This window comes from uncultured Sanguibacteroides sp., assembly GCF_900543425.1.
Taxonomy (GTDB): Bacteria; Bacteroidota; Bacteroidia; order Bacteroidales; family Marinifilaceae; genus Gabonibacter.
In genome coordinates this window covers 53093-76989 of sequence record NZ_UQRQ01000008.1, presented here as the reverse complement: position 1 = coordinate 76989, position 23897 = coordinate 53093, and the positions used below count along the sequence as shown (strand labels likewise).

Sequence of the window (23897 nt, the reverse complement as noted above, 5' to 3'; positions counted from 1 at the left end):
ATATAAAAATAACCATTTCAAATCTGAATTCCTACTTTTTTGTTTAAATTTGCTGCGGTTTTATCAAAAAATAATGAGATGGCTAAGTTTTTAACAACAAGAGAAGAGAATTACTCGCAATGGTATAATGAATTGGTTGTAAAAGCCGGTTTGGCAGAGAATTCAGCAGTTCGAGGATGTATGGTGATTAAGCCTTACGGTTATGCCATATGGGAGAAGATGCAGCAACAATTGGATAAGATGTTTAAGGATACGGGACATTATAATGCTTATTTCCCGTTGTTGATTCCAAAATCATTTTTTTCAAAGGAGGCTGATCATGTAGAGGGATTTGCGAAAGAGTGTGCGGTTGTAACTCATTATCGTTTAAAGAACGACCCGGATGGGAATGGCATTGTTGTTGATCCGGATGCGAAGTTGGAGGAAGAATTTATTATTCGGCCGACTTCAGAGACCATTATATGGAATACTTATAAGAATTGGATACAATCTTACCGGGATCTTCCGATTTTATGTAATCAATGGGCTAACGTGATGCGTTGGGAGATGAGAACCCGAATGTTTTTGCGTACGGCTGAGTTTTTGTGGCAAGAAGGCCATACGGCTCACGCGACCAAAGAGGAAGCCATAGAGGAAGCAGATAAGATGGTTCGGGTATATGCTGAGTTTGCAGAAAAATGGATGGCTGTGCCCGTAATTATGGGACATAAGAGTGAGACGGAGCGTTTTGCAGGGGCTCTGGATACCTTAACCATTGAAGCCTTGATGCAGGATGGTAAGGCTTTGCAGGCGGGGACCTCTCATTTCCTGGGACAAAATTTTGCCAAAGCTTTTGATGTGACATTTGCTTCTAAAGAGGGCAAACAGGAGTATGTTTGGGCTACTTCCTGGGGAGTTTCCACTCGTTTGATGGGAGCTTTGATTATGTCTCATTCAGATGATAACGGATTGGTACTGCCTCCGAAATTAGCTCCTTTACAAGTTGTTATTGTTCCGATATACAAGGGAAAAGATGGTCTTGAAAAAATCCGGGAGAAGGTCAACGGTATAATTGACGAGCTCCGGCAATTAGGTATCAGTGTGAAATTCGATGATCGTGACACGCAGAAGCCGGGATGGAAATTTGCCGATTACGAGTTGAAGGGAGTTCCGGTACGTTTAGCCATGGGAGAAAGAGACTTGGAAAACGGAACTATCGAAGTGGCCCGTCGCGATACGTTAACCAAAGAGACTTTACCTATAGAGGGAATAGAACAACATATCGTTCGGTTATTGGAGGATATACAACAAAATATACATAAGAAAGCCTTGGATTTCCGAAGCAAGATGATCACGAAGGTGGATTCGTACGAGGAGTTTAAGACGCTTTTGGATGAGAAGGGTGGATTCTTCCTTTGTCATTGGGATGGAACTCCTGAAACGGAGGCTCGTATTAAGGACGAAACAAAGGCGACAATACGTTGTATTCCCTTCGATGCCGAAGAAGAAGAGGGGAAATGTATGGTGACGGGAAAACCTTCTCATCGTAGAGTATTAATTGCAAGAGCTTATTGATTTTAAATGGAAGATGCTGTGATCAACGATTGTGTGATTATTTATCGCAATAACCGAATCTATTCATTGAAAATCACGAAATCATAAATTGAATATATGTTGCCAGTTGTAGAGCGTTTTATTAGATACGCGAAAATACACACCCAGTCTGACCGGGAAACCGGATTGAATCCCAGCACACCGGGACAACTTGAATTTGCTTATCTCCTTTGTGATGAGATGAAAGAGATTGGTATGGAAAATGTGTCGGTAGATGAGAATGGCTATGTGATGGGATTTGTTCCTTCCAATATGGAGAAGGAGAGTGTTTCTATCGGGTTTATTGCCCATATGGATACGAGTCCGGATATGAGTGGCAAACACGTGAAACCACAGATCATAGAGAAGTATACCGGTGTGGATATCCTGCTAAGCAAAGAGAAAGGATATACCTTGTCTCCGGATGATTTTCCGGAACTTGCAAATTACGTGGGAAGCGATCTGATCGTGACGGATGGAAATACATTGTTGGGAGCAGACGATAAGGCCGGTATAGCCGAAATATTGACGGCTATGGAATATTTGATCCAGCACCCGGAGGTAAAACACGGGACCATTGCTGTTTGTTTTACTCCGGACGAAGAGATCGGCGAGGGGCCGGATCATTTCGATTTGAAGAAATTCGGGGCAAAATTTGCCTACACTCTGGATGGAGGGGAGGTAGGTGAGTTGGAATATGAAAATTTCAATGCCGCAATAGTTAGATTGGTTTTTAAGGGAAGGAATTTCCATCCCGGATACGCCAAAAATAAGATGGTCAATTCAATGAAAGTTGCCTATGAATTCATATCCAGTTTGCCCAAACGGGAAGTTCCGGAGTTGACATCGGGTTACGAAGGCTTTTTCCATCTCTATTCTATAAAAGGAACGGTAGAAGAGACGACGGTCGAGATTTTAATACGCGACTTTGATCGGGAAAATTTCGAATGGAGAAAAGGGGTAATAGAAAATGGTGTACGTGATTTTTCCCGAAAATATGAATTACCGATTCTATTGGAATTAAAGGATCAATACGCGAATATGCGGGAAAAATTGGAACCGCTTCACTACATTGTGGATATTGCCAAACAAGCCATGAACGAGTTGGAAATAAAGCCTTTGATTGTTCCGATTCGGGGAGGAACAAACGGCTCCCGCTTGTCTTTCATGGGGTTGCCGACCCCGAACCTTTCCAATGGTGCTCATAATTCGCATGGACGTTACGAGTATATTCCCGTCTCTTCCATGACAAAAGTGGTGAGTCTAATTGTCAGGATAGCAGAACTCTGTACAAAAATTTGAGATTAATATATCTGATGTGGAAGTTAGTCGAGATTATTCTCGATAAATTTCCACATTATTTATAACTATTTGTCCTATTTTTTCGTTTTACAAGGAAATAATTACTTTTGTAAAAAAATAAATACTTGTAAGTACAAATAATAAAAAATTAAAAAATGGTAAAAAGATATGTATTTGTGATTCTCTTGTTGTTAGTAGGAGGATCTTTGTATGCAGCCGAGGGGCCTGTTCGTGATTCTTCATGGAAGAAGGCCGGTTTTTTGGGACTGAAAATGACACAGGTCAGTTTAAGTAACTGGGCGGCCGGAGGTGAATCTGCATTGGCTTTTGATGCCCAGTTTACGTATAATGCGGATTATAAAAAGGATCGGAATTTGTGGCAGAATCGATTGGAGTTAGGATACGGATTAACTAAAAATGATGGGAAAAGTGCCAGAAAAACGAATGATAAAATTTATTTGGCTTCAACCTATGGTTATCAGTTGTACAAAACATTATATTGGAGTATGTTATTGAATTTTAATACTCAATTTGCTAAAGGATATGATTATTCCAACGAGGAATCAAGTTTTATTTCTAAATTTATGGCTCCTGCCTACATCGTGGTCGGTACCGGTTTGACTTGGACGCCAAAATCTTATTTTACGGCCACGTTGACTCCGGTTTCATGGAGAGGAACTGTCGTTGCCGATTCTCGCTTATCCGATGAGGGGGCATTTGGTGTAAAGGAGGGAAAGCATCTTTTATCGGAATTTGGTGCTAATTTAAGGGCTGAAGTAACTTACGAGTTTTGGGAGAATATGAAAATATATTCTCGTTTGGAGCTGTTTTCCGATTATTTGAGAAAACCGCAAAATGTAGATGTACGCTGGGAGGTTCAATTGAATATGACCGTTAATAAATGGATTTCGGCTACTGTTTCAACCAATATGCTATATGATGACGATGTGAAAGTTGCTCAAAAAGACGGTACGGCTGGTCCTCGATTGCAATTTAAGGAGGTGTTGGGTGTCGGATTGCAATTTAGTTTTTGATGTAAATGGGGAGTGATTTGCTCTTAATCATAAATTAAAAAGAACGAGACTTTAAAGTCTCGTTCTTTTTTTAATCTTGAATCAAATAACAGTCGTATTCGTATACTTGTTTATCGTAATCAATCGTTGCCACTACTTTTATGCTCACGGGACGATCAGAGATTCTGGCCGGTTCCCATTGGGTATCTTTATGAAACAAACCGCCAGCAGAGGAATGATTCCGGTAAAAAAGGGCATAATCGACCGGGTACAAGTTTTGCTTTTCCCCGAGAAGGGTAAAGTGTCCGGTTTTATCAATGATAAAACTTAATTCAAGTTTTCCTTGAATACTATCGTTCTTGGGCGAGTTGAGAGCGGTAGCTATATCGTAAATATAATGGGAGATAGTAGCACCTTTCCCTGAATTGTTTCGAGGGATAGCCTTATAATATAAAGGTTCTTTATCTAATTTTACAGGGTTTCCTTTTAATTCGAAAATAAGGGTAGTTCTGATACGGGTATTCACTTTACGTTTGTCGTGGTATCCTACGTTCCATTTGGGGGACAGGCTTAAAACCTTAACGACCTCTTCTTCGAGAATAGGAAGGTTTGTTTTTTCGACTTCTATATCGCCTACCTTTCCGTTACTCTTTACTGTGAATACAACATCTATTTTATGGTATATTTGCGAGGAATCACTAAAAATAAAAAAATGATACGGAGAAGATCCTTCCGAAGGTTTGTATTGGAAAGGTATCTCTTTATGATTGATCTTATTTACTATCCATTGTGAAAATGAGGTGTGTCGGTCGATTCTTAATGTCGGTTTCACGTCGACCTCTTTATAAGAAAATAAATTGTTTTTGGAAAACTCCTGTGAAAAAAGGGGTTGGGTAAAACTTATTATAAATACAAACGAGGAGGTTAGTAACCATTTAAATAACATGTTGCTTTGTGCCATATATTGCCTTACTTATTTAAGTAACAACCATGTAAATCATTTAATGGTTTACATGGTTGTTGTGATTGAATTTCATTGCCAAATATAGTGAAAGCCGAGAACAATTGAAGGAAAATCTGCTTTTCGGACAATTGTCGAGGCGTATCCCATATTCCACAAATATAGCTAACATTTTGTGAATATTATGCTGAGCTTATATGAAAAATTAATTTGAATTGGAATTTTATAGGGGTTTAGTGGGTTGTTGACTGAGAAAAGACATTGATGATGACGACTCCGGCAATAATCAAAGCTAATCCGATAATGGCGGGTAAATCAAGAGATTGTTTAAAAAAGAAGTATCCGATGAATGAAATGATGATGATGCCGATCCCTGACCACAGGGCGTAGGCGATACCGACGGGAATGGATTTTAGAGTTAAACTTAAAAAATAAAAAGCTCCGATATAGGCAATGATCGTTAAGAGGGTCGGGAATAATTTAGAGAATTGTTCACTCATTTTCAGCATGGAAGTTCCGACCGTTTCGAGTAAGATCGCAATAAATAAAAAAGCAAGGTATTTCATATGACTTCATTTTTTATTGCAAATGTAGCGGCTGATTGTAATGAAATAGTTATCCTATGATAATTAATCAGGAAATGTGAGCTCTTATACGGCTTAATGTTTGTGGAGTAATGTTTAGATAAGAGGCGATCTCTTTCAATGAAACACGTTGTAATAATTGAGGGTATTCTTTTATGAGTTTTAAGTATTGAGTTTTTTTATCTGTCCAAAAATAGTCCAGAAAGTAATGTTCGTATTCGAGTAAGTTTTTTTCGACTAACAAACGCCCCCAATTGGCCAGTTCAATGGAGTGAGAAAAAAGAAGTGCCATTTCTTTTCTGGGGATTTTCATTAAAACGCTGTTTTCAAGCGTTTCGAGGGTTCGTTTGGAGATTGTGTTATTCGAATATCCGGGTACTGTTGCGGCCATATCTCCTTCGAAAGCAAATGATAATGTTACCTGTTTCCCGTTCCGGAATGAATACCCCCGGACGGAACCTTGTTCAACGAAATAGATATAATGATCTCTTTCTCCTTCCCGGACGACAATCTCTTTTTTGAGATAGGTTATCCTTTCCATTTTTTCCAGGATAAGTTGAAGGCTTGTGTCCGATAATTGGTAATTTTCCCGTAATCTGCTTTTTATTTCCATACTGCCTTTTATTTGGGTTGTATAAAAAAAGCGAGGCTTCATAACCTCGCTTTTTTGTTATAAGGTAAAAATTAGTTTTCTTTTTGTTTGGCAGCAGCCTCTGCAGCGGCTAATTGTTCCTCTGATTCGCGGGTTACTTTTTCAAGACGTCCCATGATAGAGAAGATAAAGATTGCAGAGATAGCGCAACAACCGATAAGAATACCCCAAAGGGCAACCAAACTTACTTTTTCCCAGAAGTATCCGATGATACCTACTAAATAGTTACCGATAGCAGTAGCGGCAAACCATCCTCCCTGCATTAAACCTTTGTACTTGGGAGGAGCAACTTTTGACACAAAAGAGATTCCCATCGGGCTTAAGAATAATTCGGCACAGGTTAAAACAAGGTAAGTATTGATCAACCAGTAAGGAGAAACCATATCGCTTTCAGACATCGGATTGGCTTGTAGATCGGCAGGAGCAGTTAATCCGAACGAGCCGAACAGAAGTACAAGGAAGCCTAACGCGGCAATGATCATACCGATCCCGATTTTACGCGGGGCAGACGGTTCTTTTTTCTTGCTGTTTAACCAACCGAATAGACCCACGAACACGGGGGTTAATATGATGATGAACATCGGATTGAATTGCTGGAAGATTTGCGGTGTGATCGGTGTTACGACATCTGCAAATTTTGTCTGGTAAACAAAATAGAGTACTAAAATGAACACGACAGACATGATTCCGCCAATAGGTTTCACTTTTTTCTCCCCGGTAATAACCATAAACAGCCCATAGAATAATAGTATGATAGGTACCAAGCCATAAAGAGAAAACAGAAGACTGGAGTAACCTGTTACGTGAGAAACCGTGTAGTCACGAGCAAAGAGCGTCATGGTCAAACCGTTCTGGTGGAATGACATCCAAAAGAAAATAACCACGGCAAAAACCAATCCTAAAGCAATCAAACGCTCTTTGGTTTGTTTGGGGGTCAATTCAATGACAACAGCATCTTTAGCTCCTTTACCTTGAGCTTTTTCCTTTTCGGTAGCATCGGCGGATTTGTAAAATTTGCGGAAGCCTAAAAATATGGCTAACGATACGATCAAACTAATACAAGCTACACCGAAACCGTAATTGTAGGATTGGCATAGAACGTCGATGTAATTTTGAGCAAAGGCCTTTAATCCATCGAGGCTGCTAATGGTTTGTCCCTGAGATGCGGCGAAGTTAACCAATTCGGTATACCCGGCAGAGGCCTGGTTAATGGTTCCGTCGATTAGCTGATGTGCTAATGCCGGTATTTTTCCGGAATATTCCAGACCGGATTTTCCCATGATGGAGTTTGTGATGGCTTCTGCCATACTGGGAGCGAAGAAGGCACCGATATTAATACACATGTAGAAAATACTGAATGCCAAATCCCGGTTTTTGCTGTATTTGGGCGAATCGTAAAGATTACCCACCAATACTTGTAAGTTTCCCTTAAAAAATCCGGTACCCAGGGCAATAAGGCCTAATGATATAAACATACTGGCCAGACCGCTTCCGAATGCAAGTAAAGCATAACCGAAAAACATGATGACAGTACCGAGTGTAATTGTTTTACCGTAGCCTAAATATTTATCGGCGATAAAACCCCCGAATACGGGTAAGAAATAAACAGCAGCGAGGAAACCACCAAAAACTTGTCCTGTGGCTGCAGATGTCCAACCATAGCGGGCTTGAAGATACAGTGTAAAGATGGCCAACATGGTATAGTAACCGAAACGTTCTCCCATGTTAGCAAACGCCAATACAAATAATCCTCTTGGATGATCTTTTAACATACAACGTTATTTTAAAATTAATATTATAGGTTTGCTGTCGCAAAGATATAAAAAAAGCGAGGCTTTCACCTCGCTTTTGAAATATTATGCTTTATTTATTTTGCTACTCTTTCAAGCCATTTTACCATGGAAAGCATGACAATCATGGAAGCTGCGGTGGCACAAACAAATACCAGCCAACAAGCCCAAATGGGTACGGAGGTGTAAAGGAGTCCCCCGATAAATAGTAAGGCGTTTCCTACGGCCGTTGCCGCTAACCAACAACCTTGCATTAGACCTTGTAAGTGCGGAGGTGCCACTTTGGAAACGAAAGACAATCCGAGAGGAGAAATAAACAGTTCGGCAACGGTAAGGATGAAATAAAGTCCTACCATGACCCAGGGGGTGATACGAATGGCACTGATTTGTGCTTCCGTCATCGTGCTTAATGTCTCTTTTGCCGGTAACACGAAAGAGAAAATCATCAGGAATATATAGGCAAGAGCCGCAATTCCCATACCAATGGCAATTTTCATCGGCGTTGAAGGTTCTTTTCTTTGTCTCTTTAAATACCCGAACAACCACATGATCAGCGGAGTCAGCGTTACAACAAAGAAGGGATTTACTGCCTGGAATATTTCAGCTCCTTTAATTCGCGTAAATCCTAAATTAATATCTATTACATTTAAATTCACGTAATCGCGGGCAAAATAGGTTAAGGAATAACCGTTTTGGTGGAAGGAGAGCCAGAAGAAAATAACAACCCCGAATACGGCGAATAAAGCGTATATACGTTGCCTGATCTCTTGAGCGTTCATGCTAATCTCTTCTTTGCTTATTTGAGGAGTGTTTTTGGTGGGCGATACTGCTTTTTTAGCTGGATCGGGGAATTTGTGCTTGTTAACCAAATAGATTACTAAAGAGATTAACATGGCTCCGATCGCAGCCATAAAGGCGTATTGGAAGCCACGATTGAAAACGTCTAAATAGCTGTTTACAAAAGTAGGTAAATCCGTCATCGAGCCTTCCAAATAGGCAGCATTGGCATATTCTGTCAAACGGGTTACAGATTCTGCCGGCATGGAGGAGCCTTGAGCAAGGTATTGGTGGCATAACTCCGGTAACCCGGCGTTGTAATCAAAATTGTTTACTTTTAACCACCAGTTTCTAACACCGATTGCGATCCACGGGGCAAAAAAACCGCCGATATTGATAAACATATAAAATATTTGGAACCCGGAATCTCTTCTTTCGGAATATTCATTGTTATCATACATTTGGCCGACTAAAGCCTGAAGATTTCCTTTAAATAAACCGTTACCAAAAGCAATAACCAAAAGTCCCACACAGGTAATGGTTAAATAGAGTCCCATGCTGGGAACGGGTGTCGGGGTCGGTATGGCAATGATCAGATAACCGACAGCCATCAGAATCAAACCGATAAGTATAGTACCTTTATAATTTTTCGTTTTATCGGCAATAACTCCTCCTACTAATGCCAGTAGGTAAATGGAAGCATAAAAAGCCGAGTAAACGTATCCGGTTGTGGTCTCGGATAAACCGAATTTTGCAGAGATGAACAATGTAAGAATTGCCATCATAATGTAAAAACCGAAGCGTTCTCCCATATTAGCAAGGGCAGCCGCCAATAGTCCTTTGGGGTGTTTTTTAAACATAGTTTTGATATTTATAAATTAATAATGATTTAACTTTATTCGCACTCCAACCTCGCAAATATAGGATAATTTTTTATCTTTAAAACACGAAAACGTTTGAACTTGGAACCTATGAAAAAGTATAATAAGATTTTTGAAACATCTGATTTAAAAGAAATTGATAGATATACCATTGAGCATGAGCCAATAAGTTCATCACTATTAATGAAGAGAGCGGCTGAAGTTTTTACCTCCCGGCTTTTGAAAATTTTTCCGAATAATTCTATTTTTAACATAGTTTCGGGAGTAGGGAATAATGGGGGAGATGGTTTTGCTGTTGCCGGAATCTTATTGGAAAAAGGGTACGAAGTCATAGTGTATCAGGTTTGGACTGGAGCGTGTTTATCTATCGATTGTAAGAAGTATCGGGAGGATTATCTGGCCCGTTCCGGAAGGTGTTTCGATATTCGAGAGATTACCGATTTCGATATGGAACCCCAGCAGGGAATATGGATCGATGCCCTGTTCGGAGCCGGATTGAATCGTCCGGTAACAGGATGGTGTGCCGGAGTAATAGATAAGATAAATCACTCCGCTTTGCCGGTTGTTGCAGTAGATGTACCTTCCGGCTTATTGGGGGAGGATAATGCAAAGAATACGGGAAGTATAGTGGCAGCCGATTATACGCTTACCTTTCAATTTCCCAAATTGGCTTTTATGTTTCCCGAAAATTATCGCTATGTAGGAGATTTTGAGGTTTTGAATATAGGCTTGCATCCGGAGGTCTTACAGGATCTGTTTTCTCCCTATTATTATTTGACGGCGGATGTACTTGCTTCCCGTTTGCCGAAAGTAGGGAAATTCGTGCATAAAGGAGAAATGGGACATGCTTTAATGATAGCCGGGTCTTATAGAATGATGGGAGCTGCGATATTGGCTGCCGAGGGGGCTTTGCATTCGGGTGTAGGTCTGTTAACCCTTCATCTTCCTCGTTCCTTAAAAAAGATTTTGCATCTTGCCGTACCGGAAACCTTAATTGAAGAAGATGTTGATGAGGACTGTTTTACTCGTGTTTCGGATTTGTCAAAATACCGGGTCGTGGGTATTGGACCGGGAATAGGGATATCGACAGAAACGGCTCTCGGGTTGGAGTGTTTGTTGAAAGATTGGAAAGGGAGGATGGTTTTGGATGCGGATGCCCTGAATTTACTTGCCGCTGATTCCCGTTTGTTAAAATTATTGCCCGAAGGTGCAGTTTTGACGCCTCATCCCAAAGAATTTGAAAGATTAGCAGGAAAAAGTGAAAATGATTTTGATAGATTAAATAAATTGAGCATTTTTGCAGGAAAATATAATGTGTATGTTGTATTAAAAGGTGCTCATTCTGTGGTCGCTACACCGGAGGGAAAATGTTATTTTAATGCAACTGGAAATTCCGGAATGGCCAAAGGTGGATCGGGAGATGTGTTGACAGGGATTATTACAGGACTGTTGGCAAGTGGTATGCCTATATTGGATGCGACTTTGACAGGAGTTTTTATTCATGGAATGGCTGGAGATCTGGCGAGAGAGGAGATGGGAATACGCGGAATGAAATCGGGAGATATTGTCGCTTTTCTTGGAAAAGCATGGAGAAAATTGGAAACGTTAGTTTAAGGAATAGAAAAAAAGCGTGTAAGGATTCTTTTTTAAATAATAAGGAGAGAGATCATGAAAAAGATTTGTTTTATATGGGTATTGATCGGGTTCGTTTCTTTGTCGGTTTTAGGACAGAAGAAGAGAGAGTTGTCCACCCCTGTCTCGGTGAGTTATATGCTTCCTAAAGTGAGTTTTAAGGTGGAAGTGACCATGGAACGAGTGAAATTAATACCTGGTCCTTTCCGTCATTATGCCGAACAGCAGTTGGGGGTTAGGCCTGATATAGATGTGGCAGGGGAAGAGTGGGAACTTAAGGATATACGGATAACCCCGCAAGTCCTTCCCGATACTAAAAATATTTATTCCGTGACGACTACGGGAGAATACACCGGAATCTGTTTAAACCTGACACCGGAAGGTTTTTTGTCTGGAGTGAACGGTAATCAGGCCAATATGGAGTCGGAAAAAGAGGTGTTCTATATTGTACCTAAAGAAAATAAGGATCAGAAGATCGAATACGTTCGTTTTGGAGTACGTTCTACATTGAAGGAGGTTCTGGATTCTAATTTTTCCGTGATAGAGGTAGAGGGAGAGATGCGTAGGGTATGGGACCCGATTGAACGATACGTACTGAAAGAGGAGAAGGATTACGTAAAGGAAATTACAGACGAAATTTTCGATATCCGTAAAAAAAGATTGGATTTATTGTCCGGAGCAAGTAGTTCCGGACCTGCCACCCGGGAGGCATTGGGAAAGTTAGATGCTTTGGAAAAAGATTACCTGAGCCTTTTTATGGGTAAAAGGGTAAAAGAGCAGGTGAGACGGGAGTTTGTTTATATGCCGCAAAAAGCGGATGAATCGGTAACCCTCTTCCGTTTTTCGAAAACAAGCGGTATTGCCGCTAAAAATAACGTGTCGGCCGAACCCTATATAATTGAAGTGCAGAATGTGATTTTACCTCCGAAGGAGAATGATTCTGCCCATAAGCCTGTGATAGGGGTGACTTATCGAGTTCCGGCCGTTGCTAATCTGGTTTTAACTTGTGGTAATAAAAATCTGGTTACGAAACAATGTGTTATTCCGCAATTAGGGTATACAAAGATATTTCCTTTGGATGTGATTAATAACGAGGGAATGAGTCTTGAATTTTACCCCGAATACGGTTCGTTAAAGAGTGTGAAGAAGAACCGATAAAAGGAATTAGAAATATGGTTGAGTCAACTGGCGAGAAGGGGTTTCTTGGGAAATTTTTAATGTGGCGTGTGCGTAATATCAAGGAGAAGCAATTTATCGTGATATTAAGTATACTGGTAGGGGTCGTAACGGGACTTGCCGGAGTTTTGTTGAAAAATATGGTGCATTACACGCATATATTTTTTACGGAGAGAATGCAGGTCGATAGCGGTAGTCTCCTTTTTTTTGTCTACCCTTTTATCGGTATATTGTTGACCACCTTGTTCGTGAAGTATTTTGTCAAGGAGGATATCAGTCACGGGGTAACTAAAGTTTTGTATGCCATATCCCGGAGGAATAGCATGATTAAACCTCATAATAACTATTCTTCGATGATAGCGAGTACGTTGACCATTGGCTTTGGTGGTTCGGTGGGAACGGAGGCCACGATTGTTTTAACGGGAGCTTCCATTGGTTCGAATCTGGCTCGTCTTTTCCGTATGAACTATAAGGTTATGACGTTAATGGTCGGATGTGGTGCCGCGGGAGCCATTGCGGGAATCTTTAAAGCTCCTATTGCCGGTATCGTTTTCACGATGGAGGTATTGATGCTGGATTTGACGATGGCTTCGCTCGTTCCCCTGATGTTTACGGCTATTACTTCTTACGTGATCGCTTTCTTTTTTATGGGAGACGGTTTTCTGTTTTCATACCAGATTACGGATAAGTTTGCCATGGGAAATTTTCCTTATTACGTATTATTAGGAGTATGTACGGGACTTCTTTCCGTCTATTTTATCCGGATGAATCTTCGGGTGGAGCATTTTCTGAATAAGATCAAACATCCGTTTAAGAAGATGGCGATCGGAGGAGCGTTGTTGGGTGTCATTATTTTTGTTTTTCCTCCGTTATACGGTGAGGGATATACGGCCTTGGATACGATGATGGGGGGACAGCCGGATAAGTTGTTGAATAATACATACTTCTTTGATTTTCGGGATAAAATATGGATACTGCCGCTTTTTGTTATCGGTATGGTGTTCATAAAAGTTATAGCCACGGCATTGACTAATGGTAGTGGGGGGGTCGGTGGTGTTTTTGCTCCGAGTCTGTTTACGGGAGGAGTTGCAGGTTATCTGTTAGCTATGCTAATTAACCTGAGCGGTATTCGTGAGGTTCCGGAGAGTCATTTTGTTTTGGCGGGAATGGCCGGGGTGATGTCCGGAGTAATGAATGCCCCCTTGACGGCCATGTTCCTGATCGCTGAAATATCGGGCGGTTATGCGTTACTTCTACCTTTGATGTTGACTTCGGTTATGTCCTATCTGACGAGCCGCGGGATGGAACCTTATTCTATCTATGCCCGTCGATTAGCGATGCAAGGTGATTTGTTGACTCATAATAAAGATAAGGCCGTTCTGACTTTGATGAAATTGAATAAGGTGGTGGAGACGGATTTTCAGACCATCGGAATTGATGCTACCTTAGGTGATTTGGTCAAGATTGTTTCCAAGTCGAGTCGTAATCTTTTTCCCGTGTTGGATGCTGACGGACATTTGTTGGGAATTGTTTTGTTGGATGATATCCGTAAGGTAATGTTCAATCAGGAGATGTACTCCAAAACTTATGTTCGTGACTTTATGACGGCTCCTTCCGTCGTTATAGATATCGAGGATTCGATGGAGAAGGTGATGAAAAAATTCGAGGAGTCTGGAGCCTGGAATCTGCCTGTTATTCAGGAATATAAATATATAGGGTTCGTATCTAAGGCGAAGATATTTAATACTTATCGTAAAGTATTGATTCATTTCTCGGATGATGAGTAACAGGGCATGAAACTTTTGCGCTATTTTATTATGGATGAGGAGTCTATTATTTATATTTATTCTAAATAATATCTTGTAGCACGAATAGAGTTGTATTATTAGAAATAAAACATATATTCGCGGCAAAATATAGAAAATTACTCTAAAACGATATATCATGTATTGGACACTGGAACTTGCCTCTAAATTGGAAGATGCACCTTGGCCTGCATCAAAAGATGAGTTGATAGACTATGCCATTCGTTCGGGGGCGCCTATGGAAGTTATTGAAAATCTTCAGGATATTGAAGACGATGAAGAGATATTCGAAAGCATCGAGGATATTTGGCCGGATTATCCCAGTAAAGATGATTTTTTCTTTAACGAGGATGAGTATTGAAATTGTGTTGTAAAAAATAGAGAGAGCTATCTGAAAAGATAGCTTTTTTTGTTCCTACCCGAATAATTTATGCAGTCACTGGATCTTAATTTTTCTGTTGCATAGCTGTAACATTGTTGCTCTTTTTTTGTGCGAACAAAAAAAAATAAACCATGAACAAGTTATTATTATTTAAGGAACATGTATTTGTTAGAACATGTGCTGTTTTGTGTGCGTTAACGATGCTCGTAATCACGTCTTGTGAAGATGATGGTTCAACAGGGCCGGTTAATACGAAGACTTCTTTTACCATTGCTGTAATTCCGGATGCTCAAAACATGACGGACTTTAAACATCAGAAATCGAAGGGATTTGCGTTGGATTGTTCGGAATTATTCATTCAACAGATGCAATACATTGCGGATCATTCGGAGTCAAAGGGTGGAGATATCGTGTTTGCCATTTCAGTAGGTGATTTGTGGCAACATCAAACACTCGATATGGATCCGGAACATGCGGCAAGAGGGTTCAAAGCCATTTCCAATCCCTATTTTTCGACAGAGATAGAGGTTTCACCGGAAGGAGTGTATAACGTGGAATTGCCGATAGCAAAAAAAGGATTGGATATTTTGCATCAGGCATCGGTCCCTTTCGGTGCGGTTCCCGGAAATCATGACTACGATGCTATGTGGAGTGATTCGAAATGGATTCCCGTGAGCGATCCTTCTCAAATATTGGGGAATCTACCGGAATACATCGGTATGTTGCATATCGGAGGTTTGTCTAATTTCAATGCTCTTCTGGGGTGCGATACAAAGTATTTTGCGCAAAAGGATTGGTATCTTGATTCATACAACGGCGGGGCAAATTCTGTGCAAATGATTCGTGCCGGAGGATATACATTTATTCATCTGGGTTTGGAAATGTCCCCCTCGAATGATGTGCTCGCGTGGGCTCAATCTGTGTTGGACAAATACAAAGATTATCCGACCATCTTAACGACTCACGATTACCTCGATACCAAAGGACAACGTAAAGCTAATCCGATTGTCGATTTGAAACTGGCGGATTCCGATCATCATAATAATGCCGAAGAGCTATGGAGTAAATTTATTTCGAAAAATGCTCAAATCTTTCTGGTACTTTGCGGACACGAACATGGACAAAACAGGAGAATGGATAAAAACGACAAAGGGGGAGAAGTATATCAAATCTTGGCCGACTATCAGGAAAGAGGTGAAGTGGGAGTGGAGCACGGACAACCATTGAATCCTTATTTCAATACCCCGTACGGAATAGGCGACGGTTGGTTGCGTAAACTTGAATTCGAAATGGGAAGTAATGTCCCCACTTTACACGTGAGAACTTATTCTACCTATTACAAGAAATTCTCTACCGAAATAGCGGATTATGCGGCTCGCTATAAATCGATAGAGCATAAAGGTGAAAATATCAGTGATGCGGAATTTGTCGCCATGGACGATTTCGTGATTGAACTGAAAGATTTCAGAACCCGATTTGGTTTGCCTAAATAATACATTTATTTTATCGAAAACAAAGATATCTCCCCAAAATAAGGTTTTATTACTGAAATTCAGCTGATAAAACCTTATTTTTTTGGGGGGAAAGAAAGAAAACGAGATCTCTTAAAGAAATCTCGTTTTGCCTATTCAGATCTGTCTTTGTCGGACAGTCTCTTCTTATACAAAAATTTTATTGACTTTGTCTATAAATAAAATATTAGAGAGAATATGATTAATAAACTATTTTGATTTTGTAATGGATATATTTAAATTAGTCTTCTTTCCTGTAAATGAGTAGTGTTCCTTGATTTACGATAGGAGTCTTGGATAAATAAGAAAAACAACTTTTACTTTTGCCTCCTAATCCTTCTCCGCTCTGTACTTCGATTTTTAGAGGATCACTTTCTCTTGCTTCAACATTTTCCGATACTGGGCCTGGGCCTCCTGGTCCTATTACATTTTCGGCCATTACCCTAAAAACATACTTCTCTCCTTCTTCTAATTCTTTAACTTGATACTCTTGTTCAACATACTTACCGTTGATTTTTTTTACCTCAGGTCTTTCTTTTATTTCCTCCCAACGTATTTCCTGAAATTTTCTATATTCAATACGATAGCGTTTCAAAGCTCCTCCTCCCTCATTTTTCGGTGGTTTGATTCTCAAAAGCACTTTACCGTTGCCTGAGGCAAATACAATATTTGATACTAACATCAGTATCAATATAATAAAAAACTTATTTGCTTTCATATCTTTTTTATTTTATCTCTCTAATATTTATTTTTTTATAATTGGATTCCAATATTTTTCTGACCGTTAGAAATTTGATGATAAGCTTAAATGTGATTGTAATCTCTTTACCTTTTGTTCCAGAGAATATAAATACGATTATTTAATTTTAACCCATTTTACCGCATCTGCATACATGTATTGATAGCGATTGGCACCTTGTCCGGACAAAGTAATCTTTGTCTTCCCGGCATGAAATTGATATGTCCCGAGCGATACCCAACCGTGTTCTGCCTCCAACAGGGCGACTTCAACTTCTTCTTTTCCTTTGTCATGGACAAAACGATATTTTTGTATCCAAGTTTCTCTTTCTTTTCTTTTTCTAAGGTAATTTTTACTTTTTTCAAGAGGATTATAAATAAACAACTCATACTTTCCAGATTCCGGTAAATTTACTTCCCACTCGATTTCCGAATTCCCTTTTGCTGCTTTTCTGAAAAAAGTTTTGGAAACTTCTCCATAGGCATTTTCGTTGTCTAACCAATACCAACGAGTCTTGTGACTTTTGCGTAATTTCTCTATAGACCGACGATGCTCTACAATACGACACCCCGGATCCTCGTTGTCCACGATATATACGTTTGGTTCCGGGGCAAAAGCAAGGGTGTCTGTTTCAAAGATTCCATCTACAGGTTTTTCGATTATTCCTTTTTCAGGGAATTCGTTAAAAGTATAGTATGAAGGAAGATTCTGAGAATCATTCGTATATAATATAATCGTGTAACTATCCCGATCTCCCTCGAAATATATTTTGATTTCTTTACAACTTCCTTTCGGGATAAAATACTCTCTTTTCTCTATGTCATCCACATGTTTAAAAGAAAGAATTCCATTTCGTTTTCCCTTATTCCATACTTTAATACTGAACACATATCCTAGCTTTCCGTCCACAGTTTCCACGTCGTCCACTTGCGCATCTTTAAAATGGAAAGCCGGGAAACCATTTTCGTTATATAGATTCCGGGTTAGCTCCAAAAGGGGTATCCCAAATTGATTTTCAAATTCCTCACAGTATTTTTCATAACTGAAACTCTGAAAAGCGTGACTTTGGATAAAGTTGGAGTTAAAGCGTTCGAACTCCTCCGGGGAAACAGGGCGATATAAAATATACTTGAGAAAATAATATCCCCTGGCATATATTGCCTTATCCACTTCTTTTTCATCGTTTGGTTCACCTAATACTTCTGCAAGATTCCGGTCCCTAAGATTTTTCCCTATATAATAAACATTCACTCCATCATTGAAGTTTGTATAAAAACCTTGTTGCATGTAATGAAACAAACGATTTATTCCGGTAAACTCGGGAGAGGAAGAATACACGTTGTAGTGATCTTTTTGTTGTAGGAAATAAATATCACTTTCATTTTTTATTTTTTTTGTATTGTAATTTCCGGTTAAGCGGTTAAAAAACATATTCCCCATGGGAAAATCTCTTGTACCAGAAGCAAGGTAATTCATGTACCAGTCCAAGAACTGATTTTCTTGGTTACTTTTTATACTAAATGTCCAAGGAAGTAACGCTTCTCTTTCCGGACGGAGTATGATTTCCGGTTGCACTTGCTCGCTATTATTTTTCCAGTTTCTGCTGTAGGCGCAAAAATGAATAGGGGTCTCTACCAGGTTTAATTTAGTAAAAACGTATGCTTTGTCGTTATATCCGAACATCCTTTTCCAACTTTTTATAGCTTCCTCCGGAGTGATCTCCTCAGGGATAAGGTATTCATGGTCCCTGAACAAGAATATTTCATATAATATCCCATTTTTTTGTAAACTTTTTCGGGTATAGTCGCCCATGCAAAGGGTTAACCCGGGTAAGGCGATTTTATTCATAAAACGGGTGTTTTCTCCTTCTCTCGTTTCTTCTCCCTGGGATATTGCCGTTCTGGAAGGTTCTCCCTTTACCAGTAATGTGAAACGGGTGTAATCCTGGTCCGTGGAGAGGGGTAAATTGACGTTAACATTGGGTTTGCTCGTGGGATACCACAAGCATTCGGGGGTCAGTAGGGTATAGTCCGGTTGGAGGTAATAATAATTTTGTCCCATGTTGTACTGGTAATAGAGGCGGTTTTTCGCGAGAGAATCTATATCGACGATTTCCGGGTAACAAACGACGGAGGAGATCGATCCCCCATACTCTATCTCGATTTGTTTTGTTTCTCCCGGTTTCATTGATAGGGGAAGGGTTAAAACCTGATGTTCCCGTCTAAAGGGGATAGCCTTTCCTCTATATGTTAATTTTAACACTTTTAGCCCGGAGTTCAGGTATAAGATAACGGAATCTATCTTTTGATTATTTGTATTCAGTAAATTTAGCCTACTGGATGCCGAGTAGGTATATCCTTCCTGTTTAAACTCAATATTGTGATCTGTGATGCTGACTTTAGGCGTGGGTTGATATTTGGCCAATGTTTCACGGATCGTCTTTCGTTCATGATCACGCCGGATAAAACTTTCCGTGTAAAATCCGGAAAAGATTAGGCCCAGTACCACGAACCACACACCTTGTCGCCCGATTGAGAAATTACTTTTCGTGCCGGAAGGAAGCCTGTTAACAAAAGAGATACTCAGGAGGATCAAGCCGCATCCCCAGGCTAAAAAAGAAGATCTCTGTAACAGGTAACCGCCTAAGCCCGTAAATCCCGTGAGGTCGGAGAAGGTGTTGGGTAACGAGATGGCTGACACGTCGAAAGCACCATAAAATAATTCGCTGCCAAAACTTAGGAAAAAGTACAACGAACCTATTAATAACACGATAGCAAGTGCCGGAGTACGAGTTATTCCTTTCACGTACATCGTCAAACCCGTGAAAAAAAAGAGTATCGGGCAAGTTAAGGTGAAGAAATAAAAAACGTAAGGATAAAGGACAAAGGGAGAATCACTCCCGAACAAATGAATGAAAATCGCTATTGTCCCTTGAAGAAGAGCCACCCCAAACATTAAAATCAGAAACCCTGTTGTTTTACCCCACAGCAGTTCCAGATTCGAGTAAGGACGTGCCGACAGGGCCGAGTTACTTCCCTCGGGACGGTTTCCCCGCAAAAAATTTCCTGCGAAAAAAATGATGATAATCATTTGAAGGGAAATCACTAAACAAGCATTAGAGTATGGAATGGCCGAGGGTAACGATATGGCAATCCATTCCGGTTCAACTAAATTGCTTTGTGTTATAACATGGAGAGAAGTGACAATCAATACGCTTAACACGGTGACCATTCGGAAACTCCATTCTCTCGAGATCGTTTTTATCTCGTAACAGGCAAGTAAGCCAACATTTCGAAAATTCATATTTAATTTTCAGTAATGTGTTTAACGTTAAAAATAATTAAATCATGATCCGTGTATCAAAACTTGAGGTCATGATAATATTCTATTTTTTACAAATATATAATATAATAATTAAAATATGTGTGTGATAATAAATGAAATATTTATTATTGTATATTTAGTTTGAAAGACATTCCCTGTCAATAGGTCTTATGTGTTGCTTGCCAAGATTATACCGTGCGTTTCTTTAGCATCCGGGAATATTCGTGAATAAAGTTCGGAGTAAAAATATTGTTTTGTAGATTGTCTTCTATTTCCTGACGGCTCCAATAACGGCCCTCTTCTACTTCGTCGTTATGGATATCGATCGGGTCATGGGAGGTAGAAAGAAAGGAGAAAACCAATTCTCGTTCCCGGGGAGATTCCCATACGTAGGAACCTAAGAAGCGTGCTTTGAATTGGCGAATTCCCAACTCTTCGGATGTTTCTCGTTTTAGGGCCTCTTCGATTTTTTCGCCGTATCCCACGTGGCCTCCTACGGCCGTATCCCACATTCCCGGAAGAAGGTCTTTTTTCTGGCTCCGTTTTTGTAAAAAGATATCTCCTTTTGAATTGATCAGATGAAGATGAACGACCGGATGGAGTAATTTGGAGCCGGAATGGCAACTACGTCTGGTGGCTTTGCCGATAACCTCTCCTTTTTCATCTACCACGGGTAACCACTCCTCGTAACGGGCTGCTCTGGCGAGTATTCTGTTTTTGATAAACAAGGTGATAAAAAATAAACCGATCAACAGGTATAGCAACGGGCCGTTAATAAATGAATAGGTCGATTCAGGGGCAAAAAAGGCTGCGACAAATACGATTAAAGTATGTATTCCCAAAAGGTAGAATAGAAATTTAATCATGCGGCGCATAGCATTTTGTTGTTCCGGAGTAATCTGTATGGAACGTCGATAAGAGGCAGGCATGGTTTGCGTGATGTCGGCCTTGGAAAAAGCAAAGATACCCAATAGAAAAGTTAAGGCTGCTTCGATAACGGCCGGCTGAAGTTTTTCTAAGGAACTTCCTTCGAAGACTACGGACAAAATTCCCAACGCAATGAATAAAACGGTATTCCATAAAATGGTTTTATCGACCCGTTTTTCTTTGAATAAAGCATACAAAAATTCGCCTCCTCCCAATATAATGGCAGCGAGTAGTCCGATTTTAGGTCCAAAAAACTCGTCTGCAATAAAGTAAGCGATGATTAAAAGAAAGGAGGGAAGTAACGATTTGTATGAGGCCATGATCAAAACAATTGAAAAATACGGCAGGGAATCCCCTGCCGTATAGGTTATCGAATCTCGGCGTTAAACTGGTGTTTGTAAGCACCGATCAACTTGTTCATGATTTTATCAATCTGTTTATCCGTAAGCGTTTTCTCTTCGTCTAACAAGGTGAAGCTGACAGCATATGATTTTTTACCGTTTCCTAATTTCTCACCCTCGTATACATCAAAAAGAGTAACTGATTTCAGTAAAGATTTTTCCGTCCGCAATGCTAACTCTTTTACCTCTTTAAAGCTGACTTGTTTATCCAACAATAAGGCCAAGTCTCGTTTCACCGATGGAAATTTCGGCATAGGGGTGAAGGTAATCTTATGGTTCTTCAGGGTTTTTAAAATATTTTCCCACGAGAATTCGGCATAATAGACCTCTTGATTGACATCTGTCTTTTTTAGGGGTAATTTACTCAAAATTCCCAGGGAGACTATATGTTTATCGCCCATCTTGTAAGTTAATCCCTCTTTGAAGATATCCTTGTCCGTCTCTTCCGTTTTCAGGTAGTCTGGATTGATTCCCAGTCGATTTAGAATCATCTCGCAATAACCTTTTAGATAGAAAAAGTCTGTTTTTACCTCTTTGGCGTTCCAATTCAGGTTGTTTTTGTTTCCGGTAACAAACAATGCCAGTAGATCTTCTTCTTTGTATTGTTTTAAGGGATTGTCTACTCCTTCTTTTTTATAGAAGGTATATGATTTACCGAATTCGAATAATTTCAGGTTATTGTTTTTGCGGTTGATGTTGTAACTTATATTTTCCAGTCCGCCGAATAGCAGAGACTGACGCATTGCGTTCAAATCCGAACTGAGCGGATTGTACAGCATAACAGTATGTTCCGGCTTATAGGTTTCCGTCTCTTCGAAATAACTGGCCTTGGTCAGGGAGTTATTCATAACTTCGTTGAATCCGTTGGCAGCCAATAGATCGGAAATCAGATTTTTTAACCGGAAATCGTCCGGTTTTTCGGAATAACTAAGCGTTGAATTTACCTTTGCAGGAACTTCCACGTTATTGAAACCGTAAATCCGTAGAATATCTTCTATGACATCGGCTTCTCTTCTCACGTCGACCCGGTAAGGAGGAACGTTCAACAATAGTCCCTTTTCTTCTTCTTTTACGATTTTAATTTCCAGAGCTTGTAATATCTTTTTTATTTTTTCGTGTTCGATCTTTTTACCGATCAAACGGTCCACGTGGGCGTATTCTATATTTACCTCGAAATCTTTGACCGGTTCGGGATAAATATCGATGATTTCGGATGTAATTTTACCTCCGGCAACTTCTTTGATCAGTAATGCGGCTAATTTTAAGGCATATATCACGATATTGGGATCTGTTCCTCTCTCGTATCGGAAAGAGGCATCCGTGTTCAAGCCATGACGACGGGCTGTTTTACGAACGAAAACAGGATCAAAACAGGCGCTTTCCAGAAATACACCGGTGGTGGAACTTGAAATACCGCTTTCTAAACCTCCGAAAACACCAGCGATACACATGGGTTTCTCTTGGTTACAGATCATCAGATCGTCTTCGTGCAATACCCTTTCCACTCCGTCTAACGTAGTGAATTTAGTTCCCTTCGCTACGCTCTTGACAATGACTTCGTTTCCTTTGATCTTATCTTTATCGAAAGAGTGGAGAGGCTGTCCCAAACCGAAAAGAATATAGTTGGTGACATCTACGATGTTATTGATAGGATGCAGACCGATCGCTTTCATCCTGTTTTGTAGCCATTCCGGAGAGGGTTTTACCGTTACTCCCTCTATACAAATTCCTGCATAACGCCGGCAGGCTTCGGGACGTTCTATCCGTATTGAGATGGGAGTATCCGTGCGGTCCGGTTTAAAGGTTTCCACGGAGGGTAATGTATAATGAATATCTTCCGTTTGTTGGAGGAAAGCTGCCAAGTCGCGGGCTACTCCGAGATGGGAAGCTCCGTCTATTCGGTTGGGCGTAATATCTATTTCGATCGTGGTATCGCGGTAAATATTAAAATAATCTGCGGCGGGTATGCCTACAGGAGTATTTTCCGGGAGTACCATAATGCCCGCGTGGTCCGTTCCGACTCCGATTTCATCTTCTGCACATATCATGCCGTTGGAAGGAACCCCTCTGATTTTTGATTTTTTTATTACGAACTCTTCGTCGTCTTTGTATAGTGTTGTACCGATGGTTGCAACGATCACTTTCTGCCCGGCAGCGACGTTAGGCGCTCCGCATACGATTTGTTCCGGTTCTCCTTGCCCGAGGTCAACCGTAGTCACGTGAAGGTGGTCCGAATCAGGATGAGGTTCACACGTCAATACGTGCCCCACGACTAATCCTTTCAAACCTCCTTTTATCGCTTCAAATTCTTCGTAACCGCCAACTTCCAGACCGATACTTGTCAGAATTTTACAAATCTCTTCCGTGCTTCGGTTGATTTTCAAATAGTCTTTTAACCAGTTCAGTGATATATTCATGTTGCAATTTTGTAATTAAGTGATTAAATGATTAAATGATTAAATGATCCT

The 23897-nt window shown here is 40.2% G+C and carries 17 protein-coding genes; 8 read left to right on the top strand and 9 right to left on the bottom strand.

The window, feature by feature from the left end; translation table 11 throughout:
- The first annotated feature begins 78 nt into the window (after nucleotides 1–78).
- The 3 genes from proS to QZR76_RS06045 all read left to right on the top strand — a co-directional run bounded on the left by proS (nucleotide 79) and on the right by QZR76_RS06045 (nucleotide 3908).
- A complete protein-coding gene (gene proS / locus QZR76_RS06055; RefSeq protein ID WP_294141336.1) occupies nucleotides 79–1554 on the top strand; it encodes a proline--tRNA ligase in 1476 nt (491 codons plus the stop codon).
- 99 nt (nucleotides 1555–1653) lie between these two features.
- Complete coding sequence (pepT, locus tag QZR76_RS06050; RefSeq protein ID WP_294141474.1) at nucleotides 1654–2874, top strand: peptidase T; 1221 nt, start codon at nucleotides 1654–1656, stop codon at nucleotides 2872–2874.
- A 155-nt stretch (nucleotides 2875–3029) separates the two neighbouring features.
- The gene (locus QZR76_RS06045; RefSeq protein ID WP_294141334.1) at nucleotides 3030–3908 is read left to right on the top strand and encodes a DUF3078 domain-containing protein; all 879 of its coding nucleotides are present in this window, start codon (nucleotides 3030–3032) and stop codon (nucleotides 3906–3908) included.
- Between the two features lie 70 nt (nucleotides 3909–3978).
- On the opposite strand, the gene QZR76_RS06040 is transcribed toward QZR76_RS06045, so the two are convergent.
- The 5 genes from QZR76_RS06040 to QZR76_RS06020 form a co-directional block, all read right to left on the bottom strand.
- Nucleotides 3979–4848, bottom strand: coding sequence for a hypothetical protein (locus QZR76_RS06040; RefSeq protein WP_294141332.1), 870 nt, complete (start codon nucleotides 4846–4848; stop codon nucleotides 3979–3981).
- 233 nt (nucleotides 4849–5081) lie between these two features.
- Entirely contained in the window at nucleotides 5082–5414 is a 333-nt protein-coding gene (locus tag QZR76_RS06035; protein ID WP_294141330.1) for an SMR family transporter, read from the bottom strand.
- Nucleotides 5415–5481: 67 nt separating this feature from the next.
- Nucleotides 5482–6045, bottom strand: a complete 564-nt coding sequence (locus QZR76_RS06030) for a cyclic nucleotide-binding domain-containing protein (RefSeq protein ID WP_294141329.1) — start codon at nucleotides 6043–6045, stop codon at nucleotides 5482–5484.
- A gap of 71 nt (nucleotides 6046–6116) precedes the next feature.
- Nucleotides 6117–7856 (bottom strand): peptide MFS transporter, encoded by a 1740-nt coding sequence (locus tag QZR76_RS06025; RefSeq protein ID WP_294141327.1) that lies wholly within the window; start codon nucleotides 7854–7856, stop codon nucleotides 6117–6119.
- A gap of 95 nt (nucleotides 7857–7951) precedes the next feature.
- Nucleotides 7952–9511 (bottom strand): peptide MFS transporter, encoded by a 1560-nt coding sequence (locus tag QZR76_RS06020; RefSeq protein WP_294141325.1) that lies wholly within the window; start codon nucleotides 9509–9511, stop codon nucleotides 7952–7954.
- Between the two features lie 111 nt (nucleotides 9512–9622).
- Between QZR76_RS06020 and QZR76_RS06015 the strand changes: the two genes are divergently transcribed.
- From QZR76_RS06015 to QZR76_RS05995, 5 genes are all read left to right on the top strand, one after another.
- Nucleotides 9623–11146, top strand: a complete 1524-nt coding sequence (locus tag QZR76_RS06015) for an NAD(P)H-hydrate dehydratase (protein WP_294141324.1) — start codon at nucleotides 9623–9625, stop codon at nucleotides 11144–11146.
- A 54-nt stretch (nucleotides 11147–11200) separates the two neighbouring features.
- Nucleotides 11201–12322: a DUF4831 family protein gene (locus QZR76_RS06010; protein WP_294141322.1), complete on the top strand. Its 1122-nt coding sequence runs from the start codon at nucleotides 11201–11203 to the stop codon at nucleotides 12320–12322.
- 14 nt (nucleotides 12323–12336) lie between these two features.
- Nucleotides 12337–14127, top strand: coding sequence for a chloride channel protein (locus QZR76_RS06005; protein WP_294141320.1), 1791 nt, complete (start codon nucleotides 12337–12339; stop codon nucleotides 14125–14127).
- Nucleotides 14128–14284: 157 nt separating this feature from the next.
- Nucleotides 14285–14506 carry a DUF2795 domain-containing protein gene (locus QZR76_RS06000; RefSeq protein ID WP_009135471.1) on the top strand — a complete coding sequence of 74 codons (222 nt, stop codon included), beginning with the start codon at nucleotides 14285–14287 and terminating at the stop codon, nucleotides 14504–14506.
- Between the two features lie 152 nt (nucleotides 14507–14658).
- The gene (locus QZR76_RS05995; RefSeq protein WP_294141319.1) at nucleotides 14659–16020 is read left to right on the top strand and encodes a hypothetical protein; all 1362 of its coding nucleotides are present in this window, start codon (nucleotides 14659–14661) and stop codon (nucleotides 16018–16020) included.
- A 259-nt stretch (nucleotides 16021–16279) separates the two neighbouring features.
- Here the strand turns inward: QZR76_RS05995 and QZR76_RS05990 are convergent, their stop codons facing one another.
- The 4 genes from QZR76_RS05990 to pheT all read right to left on the bottom strand — a co-directional run bounded on the left by QZR76_RS05990 (nucleotide 16280) and on the right by pheT (nucleotide 23846).
- Entirely contained in the window at nucleotides 16280–16756 is a 477-nt protein-coding gene (locus QZR76_RS05990; RefSeq protein ID WP_294141318.1) for a fibronectin type III domain-containing protein, read from the bottom strand.
- A gap of 138 nt (nucleotides 16757–16894) precedes the next feature.
- Nucleotides 16895–20080, bottom strand: a complete 3186-nt coding sequence (locus QZR76_RS05985) for a hypothetical protein (protein WP_294141317.1) — start codon at nucleotides 20078–20080, stop codon at nucleotides 16895–16897.
- A 209-nt stretch (nucleotides 20081–20289) separates the two neighbouring features.
- A complete protein-coding gene (locus tag QZR76_RS05980; protein WP_294141472.1) occupies nucleotides 20290–20811 on the bottom strand; it encodes an NUDIX domain-containing protein in 522 nt (173 codons plus the stop codon).
- A 584-nt stretch (nucleotides 20812–21395) separates the two neighbouring features.
- Entirely contained in the window at nucleotides 21396–23846 is a 2451-nt protein-coding gene (pheT, locus tag QZR76_RS05975) for a phenylalanine--tRNA ligase subunit beta (RefSeq protein WP_294141316.1), read from the bottom strand.
- Nucleotides 23847–23897 lie beyond the last annotated feature (51 nt).